Raw genomic sequence first — 11257 nt, forward strand, 5'->3', positions numbered from 1 at the left:
CCTAAGGGTAGGTTATCCACGTGTTACTGAGCCGTACGCCACGAATATAAATTCGTTCGACTTGCATGGCTTAATCGAACCCCAATAGCAGTAGCCTCTGCCAGGATCAAACAGATTTGACAGAAAAAACAATTTAATGAAGTACTTAATTCAATAAGACACTTAAATAAAATAGACAGGAAATTTAATATAAAATATTATCTTATTCATCTAAAACTAGATATAATACAATAACTAAATATCACCACATCTACTAAAAACCAACATCAATCCTAATAAATTTAGGATCTCATCAATTACCATTCAATCATTTTTAAACCTAGAGTTTAAAAAATACATTGAATATAAACATAAAAATATGCACAATAATTTTCATTGCAATTAACACCTTTTTGAACCAATATAATCATTTTATTAACGATTTACAGCCCAAATAGAGACTACAATAAAACCTTGTAACACAACCAATAGTCAGGAACACCACACTCACAAAAATAATTAGAAAATATTGCAAAATAAAATAACTATTAATTAAAAAAAGAGTGTTTATATGATATGCATTATAAGAACAAAAAAAGTGTTATTCAGCAACTACAAGATTGTTTCAAAGACAATTTTCCAAAAATATAAATTATATGTTATTAAAAATCAATAAAACATTTAAATAACCATTTAGATCCAGATATAGGTAATTTTTAATTTAAACATAAATTTCAAGATTATTATTATTATTATTATTCTAATCAGATGTCTTATATCAACTTAATAACAATTAAATTAATTAGTAATAAATAATATATAATAATATTATTATTAATCGCAATGATGTATTCTATTTGCATCATATTAATTAATAATAAAAATATTGAACAGATTTAATATTATTAAATATAATTATACTTAAATACATGAAACATCTTTTGATCAAACTTTTTTAAAAAATTGTTGAGTATTTAAAAAAAAACTAATAAAAGTGGTTAATTTGAAGATAAAAATTATAAAAAGTGGACCATATCTTGTAACTGGAAATGTTCCTTTGAGCAAAATTGAATTTGTAATTGATGAAAACAATAGTCCTATATGCTTTGGAAAAAAAGAAAGAATAGAAACAAGTGAAACATATTCTCTTTGTAGATGTGGACACTCAAATAATAAGCCATTTTGTGATGGAAATCATGGAAAAATAGGTTTTAAAGGTGAAGAAATAGCTAGTAAAAATTTAGCTGATTTAAAAAACAACGATATAGAAACGGATAAAGTTAAATTAATCGATCGCACAATATTTTGTGACCATTCCAGGTTCTGCCTTAGAGAAGGAGGAATTAGAAAATTAATAGATGATGGGACTGAAGAATCTATAGAAATAGCTATTGAAGAAGCTAAAAATTGTCCTTCTGGAAGATTAACTTTAATTAATAAAGAAAATAATGAGTCATCTGAATCAGAATATGAAAGAGAGATTATAATGATTTATGATTCTGGTGAAAAAGTACAAGGTCCAATATGGGTAAGAGGAGGAATTGAAATAGAATCCAGTAATGGAGATAATTATGACATACGAAACAGAATAACATTGTGTCAATGTGGTAAATCAGAAAATAAACCATTTTGTAATGGAAGTCATTGGGTAAGTCAAGAAAGGCAAGCTAAATTCAGGAAAAAATGGGGATTAGATTAAAAACATACTCATCATAATTAATTAAACCATCATAAATATTAAAAGTACCACCTAAAAAACAAATTAATTAAAGAACTATTAATATTTAATTAAAGAATTATTGATATAAATTAATATTGAAGAGCAAAACAATACTAAATATATAAGTTTTTCTATTTACATCGAATAACAAATTACTTTATATATGTAAATAAAATCTTTATAATGTAATTAATAAATTTATTAATATAAAATAGGTGATAAAAAATGAAATTCGGTATAGAATTTGTTCCAAACGAACCTTTAGACAAAATTGCAAAGCTTGTTAAATTAGCAGAAGATGTAGGATTTGAATACGCATGGATAACTGACCATTACAACAATAAAAACGTGTACGAAGCATTAGCATTAATTGCTGACGCGACTGAGACTATTAAATTAGGACCTGGTGTAACTAATCCCTATGTAAGAGCTCCAGCAATAACTGCTGCAGCTATAGCTACTTTAGATGAAATTTCTAATGGAAGAGCAACCTTAGGTATTGGACCTGGTGATAAAGCTACTTTCGATGCACTTGGAATTGAATGGACCAAACCAGTTAGTACAATAAGAGATTCTGTTGATGTATTCAGAACTTTACTTGCAGGAGGTAAAACTGCAGGTGGTGCACAATTAGGTGGAGTAAAAGCTGTTCAAGAATTAATACCTATCTATCAAGGAGCTCAAGGTCCTAAAATGTTAGAAACTGCTGGTGAAATTGCTGACGGTGTTTTAATTAACGCATCCAATCCTAAAGATTATGCTGCTGCTATCCCACTAATAGAAAAAGGTGCAAAAGCTGCTGGAAAAGCATTAACTGATGTTGATGTTGGTGCATACACTGCAACTTCTATTGCTGCAGATTCTGCAAAAGCTGCAAATGCTGCTAAAATAGTTGTAGCATTCATAGCTGCTGGTTCCCCTCCTCCTGTCTTAGAAAGACACGGATTACCTGCAGGAATCAATGAAAAACTTGGTGGATTAATTGCTAAAGGTGACTTCGGTGGAGCTATTGGTGCTGTTGATGATGCATTACTCGAGGCATTTTCTGTTGTAGGAACTCCTGAAGAGTTCATCCCAAAAATTAAAGCTCTCGAAGAAGGCGGAGTTACTCAATACGTAGCAGGTTCACCTATCGGACCAAACAAAGAAGAATCAATTAAATTATTAGGAGAAGTTATTGCAAGTTACTAATCTTGTAATATACCTACTTATTCTATAATCTTAGAAAATCTTTGATTTTCTAATATTTTTCTTTTTTTAAATTAAATTCATATTAACAAATTTCAAATCCTAATATATTATTTACAAACATATGCTTATTTTTATACTTGTTTTAAGTAATTAAATATTAATTGTTTATTTTTCAATAGAAAGCGAAATATCATACTTTTTAGCTATTTTTTTAATATTATCTGATAATTTAGTATAATATAAATTAGAGGGACCAATGTTTCCTCCAAACAAAGATTTAGTTTTATGATAAATTTCAGGAAAATGTTTTTTAATTGTGTTATAATATTTAATCTTAGAATCTTTTTCTGTGTCCCCATAAAGAGTTAATCCTCCATAAAGAACATAATCTACCTCCACTTCCTTAAATTTTGAAAAGGTTTCATCAAGAATATCTTCACTGTCAGTTATATATGGCAAAATAGGCATTAATGAAACTCCAACAAAAAATCCCTCTTTTTTTAATTGTTTAATAGCTTTCAATCTCAATGAAGGTTTTGGGGCAAATGGTTCAAATATTTCAGCTATTTTATCATCAATTGTTGAAAAAGAAAATGAAATTATAAGTTTAAGATTAGGATCCTCTTCTATATCATTAGGCAAAATAGCTGAACTTTGAATGCTCTTTAAAATATCAATATCTCTTAAAATAAGGTCAGATTTTGTTATTATATGAACTGGAAAATTGAATCTTTTAGCTAAAGTAAGAATATCTTTAGTTAAAAATAGCTCTTTTTCAATATCCACATAAGGATCAGAAGCAGATCCTATGAGAATAATGCCTCTTTGACCTTTTTTAACTTTATTTTTTAATTGAGTATGAGTTATTTCATAAGCATTTGATTTTACAATGAAATTTTCAGTATTATTCGCGTATTTACTTCCATTAACATAGCAATAGCTACAATCAAAAGAACAGCCCATATAAGGATTTAAAGTATAATCTTCTAAAAAGAAATATCTTTTACCTTTTCGAGGATTCAGTATAGATCTAGTTTCTTTTGTTTTAAAAGAATATTTATCTGCTATTTTATCAAATTTATTAATTGAATTAAAGATTATGTCCACACTCCAATTTGGGGCATATTAGTATAAGTTTAATTTCAATAAAATCCATTAAGTAATTATCTATTATAACACATAATTAAATAAAAGTATTAATAAATAATATTTAAGTGAATGAATTAATATATTAAAATTAATATAAAGTTTGGTGAAAGTCATGAAGCCACTTGCATCTATTAAAGAAACTGAAAGAATAGCTACAAACTCCTCAATTGATGAAATTATTGGAGGAGGAATCGAAAAAGGAAGCATAACTCAAATATATGGACCTCCAGGATCTGGAAAAACCAATATTGCATTAAAATTATCAGTAGGAGTTGCAAAAACTGGTCAAAAAGTCATATACATCGATACAGAAGGAGGACTTTCAATTGATAGAATAAAACAAATAGCTAAAAGAGATATTGAAGCTGTTGCAAATAATATTTATGTCTATGAACCTCATTCTTTCAACCAGCAAGAAGATGACCTGAATAGTGTAATAACTTGGCTTAAAAATAATGGTGGAGAAGATATTGACTTAATAGTATTAGATTCTGCTGTTGCATTATATAGATTAAATGAAAATAAAGCATCTATCCTAAATAAAATTATGGGAAAGCAAATGGGATTGCTATCAAAAATAGCTCGCAAATATAACATAGCTATTTTAATAACCAACCAAATTTACTCTAATTTCGATGATGAAGGTATAAATAAAGTTACACCAGTTGGTGGAACCATATTAAAATATTGGAGTAAAGTAATTATAGAGCTTCAAAAATCTGATGTACCATCTGAAAGAATAGCTACATTACAAAGACACCGCCATATAGCAGAAGGACTTATTACTAAGTTTAAAATCACATCTGATGGAATAAAATAAAAATTTTGAGATTTTTTATTGATGAGTAAATATAAATAATTTTATAAAGAAGTTGCAACAAACCTATATTATAATAAAAATGAGTTATTAGTTAATTATTACTAACTAATCTTAATAATTGTTACATACTAAATATTAATTAATTAATAGTTAAAAACTAATTTTATCTAATTTTATGATATTTAATTAATTTTTAAAATTAATTTAGATAATATATTTCTTTTAATTCATCATTGAACATTATTGTGATAGTATGGATAATTTAAAAAAACCTAGAAAGCATGCTAAAAAACCTCCTAAAGAGTTCAAATCAAATAATGAATTCTTTGAACATGTTTTTAATGATAAAGAAATGATATGGATGGGGCAAAACACTAACCATTTACATGAAACTAACTTAATCCAAGATGCCATGATTAGTTGTATTGAAAGTAAAGAATATTGCAAATATCCTCCACCAGAAGGATTTTCAGAACTTCAAAAATTAATATTGAAAGATTTAGATCTTGAAGATTTAGATATTTTAATAACTGCTGGAGGAACAGAATCACTTTATTTATGTATGTATAATCTTTTAGAGAAAAAAAATAATGCAATAACATGTGATCCAGGATATTTAATCATAGATGATTTTGCAGATAGATTTGCAGGTGAAGTTAGAGCTGTGCCTATTTATAATGAAGAATGCCACTATAAATTAACACCAAAACTCGTAAGAGAAAATATTGATGAAAACACAAAAGTTGTTGTTTTAATAGATCCTCTTAACCCTTTAGGTTCAGCATACACAGAAGAAGAGATTAAAGAATTTGCAGAAATAGCTATTGAAAATGATATATACATGATTCATGATATAACCTATAAAGATTTTGCAAGATCTCATTACTCAGTTGCAAAGTATGCTCCAAGCCATGCTATAACAATATACAGTTTTTCAAAAATATCTGGAATGGCTGGTTTAAGAATTGGAGCCATCATATCATCTTCAGAGCTTATAGCATCAATAAGACCTATTTTAATCAATGATTTAGGAACAAACCTTGTTGCTCAAGCTGGAGCAATAACTGCATTAAGATCCAAAGAAACATGGATTGAAAGAATAGTAACAACAACCAGAAATAACCAAAAACGAATAAAAAAAATGATAGACACTATTGATGACATATTTATAGTTAACTATCCTTCAGATGGAAATATGTTAGGTATTGACATTTCTAAAACAGGAATAAATCCTGAAAAATTATCAGAAAACCTTTTAGATAAAAAAATATTCACAAGACAAGGGTCTTACACAAGTAATGAATTTGGAGACAAGTACCTAAGAGTAAGTTTCTCAATCCCCGAAGAACAAGTTAAAATATTCTGTAAAGAATTCCCAATAGCTATTGAAGAACTTAGAGAATAAATTCATTGAATGATATATTACTTTAAAAAAAGATTAAAATTATATTTATAATTTTATTATTAATTAGTTCTTATTATCTTTAATATTAATAAAAACATTCCTTATACTTAAAATGGTTTATTTTTGGAAATAGCTTTTGATCAAACTTTTTCTAAAAGTTTGTCACTATTATTTATTCCTTTTAGTAGGCAAAATATCTAAAATTGTTAAAAGAGATAAAATCATTAAAGCTACTCCAAGAATTATAAATATTAAATTTCCTGGAAAAGTCATGACAAATAATCCAAAAAGTGCTAAGGCTAAACCCTCAATCAGTAAGACTACTTTTGACAATTTAGGCATAAACATTACAATAGGATATGCAACTCCAATAATAATCATTAAAAATCCACTGTAAATTGATATATTATTTGAATTAGGCTCTATTATAGTTAAAATACCCCATATTAAAAATATAAAAGCGAATAATAATGATATTAACTGTGCTTTATTAAACTTCATATAAATCCTCAAATAGTTACTTAAAATGTAATTATTAATTTATTTATTATTAAACATTGAATGAATGAATTAAATATATAGTATAACTTTACATTGAAACTAAGATATATTTATTATTATCCTAATTAAAATAGCTATATAAAAATTGAAATTAGAGTGATATTATGAATGACCACATAAAAAGTAATTAAAGCACTCAAAGATTCTGAAGACCCAGTAAATGCAACAAAAGTCACTACAATATCTGGCGTAGAAAAAAAGAAGTGGATAAAATAATGAAAGAACTTAAAAAGATGAAACAATAATATCTCCAAAAAGATGTTATTGGACCTTAAAAGAATAAAAATCATCTACATTCTATTAAACACATGAAAAGCTAATATTATTTTTTATTAAAAATATTTTTAAATTTATTTTTTAATGAATTTAAATTAGAATCTATTTTATTACTATTTTCATTAAAAATACTAATATCGTCTAAATTTGAAAATTCAAGATGATTTCCATTGGAATCTAGTGTTTCAGTTGTTATTAAAACAGCTTCAGACCTCTTAAAAACATTATATCCAAAGTATATTACATTCAAAATAACAAATGGTTGAGTAACAGATAATGCTAAAATAATACATAATATATGTACTTTGATATCACCATATCGGACTTTTTTAAATAAAATAAATGAGTCATCTTCTGAAACTATTTTAAATTTATTATCTAAAAATTTCTGTGTTAAATCCCCTATTTCACTTTGATTTTCTGCTTTAATAATTTTAAGTTTCATGATTTCACTAAAAATTGAATGTATATAATTTTATAATATAGTTATATTGAGTATACAACTATAAATAGATTATCTAAGACATTCAAAAAATAAACAAGAAAAAAGAAAAGAAAGAATATTATAAAAAAAGAATATAAAAAGATATGAAAATAATATTTAGTTGTTTATCTAAAATGTAACTAACGGTCTAAAAAATGCCACTATTCAATGAAACTATTCAATGAAACAATTTATTTATAAACTACCAATTCATTTACTGACTTTCTTGGTCTATCAGTTCTTTCTACATCAGGATAACCTAAAGGAGTGAACAAAACAGGTTCATACTCTTCATCCAAATCTAAAAATTTAATAGCTGCATATTTTTTAAATGCTGCGATATAACATGTTCCAAGACCTAAAGCAGTGGCTGCAAGAATTATGTGATCCATGACGATTGTTGCATCAATATCTGCTATATTTTTTCCATCCCATGGTCTGTTCCATGCTTTTGATTTATCTGCAGCTACACACAAAACTAATGGGGCTTCTACAAACCATTTTTGAGGATAAATTTTTTCTAAAGCTTCTTTGTTTTTCTTTGTATCAATAACGAATATTTTAAATGGTTGAAAGTTAACACCTGTTGGTGCGATTATTCCTGCTTCTAAAACTTTATCCAGTTTCTCTTTTTCTACTTCATCAGGTTTATATCCTCTTACACTATACCTTTCTTTAATTATATCAAAAAAATCCATAATATGATCTCCTTTAATTGATTTAAGTTATTAAAAATAATTAAAAAAATATTAAAAAATATAATTATTTTAAATCCCCTTGAATTATCTTGCATATAGTATAATTTATACTTATTGGATAAATATTATAAAAATATAATGTAAAGAATAGGATTAAAAGTAAAATAAGCATAAGTTATTAAAATTGAAGAATACATTTAAAGTAAAATAAGTTATTAAATGTAAAAGATTGCAAAAAATGAACAAAATTAAAAATGAACAAATATATGAAATGTAATTAGAAATAATAATAATAATATTGAAAAAGGAATAAATAAAAACTATCTTCTTTTAACTCCTCTTCCTCTTTTACTTCCAGGTTTTCTATAATGGGATTTTTGTCTGGTTCTTTTATTAGTTCCTTTTATTTTAGCCAAGATAATGCACCTCCATACCAAATCAATATTAGAAATAATTAGTATAACTTAATGATATAATTTATTTAGAAATTATTATATTTAAAAAAAGTTATTATTATAGTTTAACTTTAATAATTAATCGTTTATAAAGATTATTATTTAAGGTCGAATAATTAATTAAATCAGTTGATTAGTTAATACAATGAATTAAAATTAGAAATTCAAATGAGAATCAGTTTTTCCTTGGTAATCAATATCATCTAAGGTTAAAAATTTTCTAAAACAGGACTCATCCATCATTTCTTCATTAGTATGAGCTATTAAACCTGGTAATCTACCAATTATAAAAAAACCGATCCCTTCTTTTGAGCTAAATCCTAAATCCAGTAAAATTCCAGAATTGGCGCCATCAACATTAATCCTAATGTTTTTTTCATCAATTAACACTTTTTCAATAGCCAAAGCTAATTTAGTGTGAATTCCAACAAAATCTTCTTTAATAGCTATTTCCATTAATTTTTCAGCCCTTGGATCTTTCTTGTGATATCTATGACCATATCCAGGGATTTTTATTTTATTTTCTAAAAACTCATTAACAATATTAATAGCTATTTTTTCAATGTTTTCATCAGATATAGAATCATTCAGATCATATTCAATGACTATATTTTGTAAAAGTTCCATAGATTTTTCAATGGCTCCCGCATGATTCTTTCCAAAAGAAAGTAAAGCTCCAGATAAGGCCACATTAATAGGTGATCCTGAAGAAGCTATTAAACGAGCTGCTTGAGTACTTGGAGGAGTTACGCCATGATCACAAAAAGATACTAAAATATAATTCAATATTTTAGCTATTTTTTTAGAAGGTACCTCTCCTTTAAGAATTAAATAAATCATTTCAATATAGCTGAGATTTTCAATAAGATTTTTTTGACAATGACCCCTAGTTATTAATTTATCTTGTTCAATTTTTGTAATTTTAGTCTTAATTTTACTATTATTATCATTAAGAATATTTTTAACTGAATAATTATCATTTAACATTTTTAGATCCCATAACACAAAATTTAATATCAAATAAAAACATAACTCAAACTTAGAATGCTTAATTCAAAAAACAACTTTTGATCAAACTTTTTTAAAAAGTTTGAAATGTTTGTTTCATATTATTTAAAATATTTAAATTTATTATATTATTTAAACAACATGTTTTATAAATTATCTTTATTTTAGAATTATTTAGAAATATTTTTATAAATTCAAATTAAATATATGATTAAATGATTAATACTTCTTAAAGTTTATCAAATTATTGTGAATCCAATATATCAAATAGCTATTTTAAGTTTATATTTAAGTTATTAGTAAATCTAATTGATTTAATCCCTATTTAATAAATATTAATAACTATTAATCTTTCTAGTATTGCAGAAGAGGATGTAAATGGTTACAGAAAAAGAAATTACAGATGCAGTATATCAACTTTATAAAAAAGCAGTTATCTCTCTAGGAAATGATGTTGTTTCCTCACTGGAAGATGCCCTTAAAGATGAAACTAATGAATTAGCTCGTCTAAATATTGAAGCTATTTTAAAAAATATCAAACTTGCAGGTGAAAAAGGCATACCTATGTGTCAAGATACAGGTCTACCTATAATTTTTATCAAACTTGGAAAAGTTCCTATTGAAAACTTATATAATGCAGTGAAAAAAGGTATTGTAAAAGCAACAGAAGAAGTACCATTACGTCCAAATGTTGTTGATCCCATCACGCGAAAGAACACAGGAAACAATATTGGAGTTAACATCCCCCAAATCGATTTAGAGTTAATTGAGGAAGATTATTTAGAAATCACGATTTTACCAAAAGGTTTTGGGTCTGAAAACAACAATGCACTTTCCATGTTACTTCCTGGTGCAGGTGTTGAAGGAATTAAAGAGTTTGTAGTTGAAACTGTGAAAAAGGCAGGAGGCAAACCTTGCCCTCCAATGATTATTGGAGTAGGAATTGGTGGAACATCTGATTTAGCTCTTAAATCAGCTAAAGTAGCTATTTTAGATGAAATTGGAAAAAGAAATCCAAATAAAGATTTAGCTAAATTAGAAGAGGAACTTTTAATAGCTATTAATAATTTAGGAATTGGTCCAATGGGACTTGGTGGTAAAACAACTGCATTAGATGTTAAAATTAAAAAAATAGATACACACACTGCAGGACTCCCTGTTGGAGTCTGTATTCAATGTTGGGCACATAGGCACGCTACAATAAGATTAAAATAAGCAAACTTTTAAAAAAAGTTTGAACAAAAGCTATTTCCAAAAATAAACCATTCTAAGCATAAGAAATACTTTTATTAATATGAAACAAACTTTTAAAAAAAGTTTGAACAAAAGCTATTTCCAAAAATAAACCATTTAAAGCATAAGAAATACTTTTATTAATATGAAACAAACTTTTAAAAAAAGTTTGAACAAAAGCTATTTCCAAAAATAAACCATTCTAAGCATAAGAAATACTTTTATTAATATGAAACAAACTTTTAAAAAAAGTTTGAACAAAAGCTATTTCCAAAAAT

General features: G+C 26.1%; 10 protein-coding genes and 1 rRNA gene. 5 read left to right on the top strand and 6 right to left on the bottom strand.

Annotation, left to right across the window (positions count from 1 at the left end; genetic code table 11):
- Positions 1-117, bottom strand: a 16S ribosomal RNA gene (locus MBFIL_RS09295); the annotation flags it as partial.
- An 856-nt stretch (positions 118-973) separates the two neighbouring features.
- Between MBFIL_RS09295 and MBFIL_RS09300 the strand changes: the two genes are divergently transcribed.
- Both MBFIL_RS09300 and mer read left to right on the top strand, forming a co-directional pair.
- The gene (locus tag MBFIL_RS09300; RefSeq protein ID WP_245637487.1) at positions 974-1678 is read left to right on the top strand and encodes a CDGSH iron-sulfur domain-containing protein; all 705 of its coding nucleotides are present in this window, start codon (positions 974-976) and stop codon (positions 1676-1678) included.
- A 246-nt stretch (positions 1679-1924) separates the two neighbouring features.
- Positions 1925-2890, top strand: a complete 966-nt coding sequence (gene mer / locus MBFIL_RS09305; RefSeq protein ID WP_066973842.1) for a 5,10-methylenetetrahydromethanopterin reductase — start codon at positions 1925-1927, stop codon at positions 2888-2890.
- A gap of 165 nt (positions 2891-3055) precedes the next feature.
- Here the strand turns inward: mer and MBFIL_RS09310 are convergent, their stop codons facing one another.
- Positions 3056-3997, bottom strand: coding sequence for an SPL family radical SAM protein (locus tag MBFIL_RS09310; protein WP_245637488.1), 942 nt, complete (start codon positions 3995-3997; stop codon positions 3056-3058).
- A gap of 154 nt (positions 3998-4151) precedes the next feature.
- Between MBFIL_RS09310 and radB the strand changes: the two genes are divergently transcribed.
- Together radB and MBFIL_RS09320 are read left to right on the top strand one after the other, a co-directional pair.
- The gene (radB, locus tag MBFIL_RS09315; RefSeq protein ID WP_066973844.1) at positions 4152-4859 is read left to right on the top strand and encodes a DNA repair and recombination protein RadB; all 708 of its coding nucleotides are present in this window, start codon (positions 4152-4154) and stop codon (positions 4857-4859) included.
- A 253-nt stretch (positions 4860-5112) separates the two neighbouring features.
- Complete coding sequence (locus MBFIL_RS09320; RefSeq protein WP_066973846.1) at positions 5113-6264, top strand: pyridoxal phosphate-dependent aminotransferase; 1152 nt, start codon at positions 5113-5115, stop codon at positions 6262-6264.
- A gap of 168 nt (positions 6265-6432) precedes the next feature.
- On the opposite strand, the gene MBFIL_RS09325 is transcribed toward MBFIL_RS09320, so the two are convergent.
- The 4 genes from MBFIL_RS09325 to MBFIL_RS09340 all read right to left on the bottom strand — a co-directional run bounded on the left by MBFIL_RS09325 (position 6433) and on the right by MBFIL_RS09340 (position 9725).
- Positions 6433-6765 (bottom strand): hypothetical protein, encoded by a 333-nt coding sequence (locus MBFIL_RS09325; RefSeq protein WP_066973848.1) that lies wholly within the window; start codon positions 6763-6765, stop codon positions 6433-6435.
- Positions 6766-7147: 382 nt separating this feature from the next.
- A complete protein-coding gene (locus MBFIL_RS09330; protein ID WP_066973850.1) occupies positions 7148-7546 on the bottom strand; it encodes a hypothetical protein in 399 nt (132 codons plus the stop codon).
- A 230-nt stretch (positions 7547-7776) separates the two neighbouring features.
- Positions 7777-8283, bottom strand: coding sequence for a nitroreductase family protein (locus MBFIL_RS09335; RefSeq protein WP_066973853.1), 507 nt, complete (start codon positions 8281-8283; stop codon positions 7777-7779).
- Between the two features lie 611 nt (positions 8284-8894).
- The gene (locus MBFIL_RS09340; RefSeq protein ID WP_066973854.1) at positions 8895-9725 is read right to left on the bottom strand and encodes a citryl-CoA lyase; all 831 of its coding nucleotides are present in this window, start codon (positions 9723-9725) and stop codon (positions 8895-8897) included.
- A gap of 399 nt (positions 9726-10124) precedes the next feature.
- On the opposite strand from MBFIL_RS09340, the gene MBFIL_RS09345 reads away from it, so the two are divergent.
- Positions 10125-10961: a fumarate hydratase gene (locus tag MBFIL_RS09345; protein ID WP_066973856.1), complete on the top strand. Its 837-nt coding sequence runs from the start codon at positions 10125-10127 to the stop codon at positions 10959-10961.
- Positions 10962-11257 lie beyond the last annotated feature (296 nt).

Origin of the sequence: Methanobrevibacter filiformis, assembly GCF_001639265.1 — an archaeon.
Classification (GTDB): domain Archaea; phylum Methanobacteriota; class Methanobacteria; order Methanobacteriales; family Methanobacteriaceae; genus Methanacia; species Methanacia filiformis.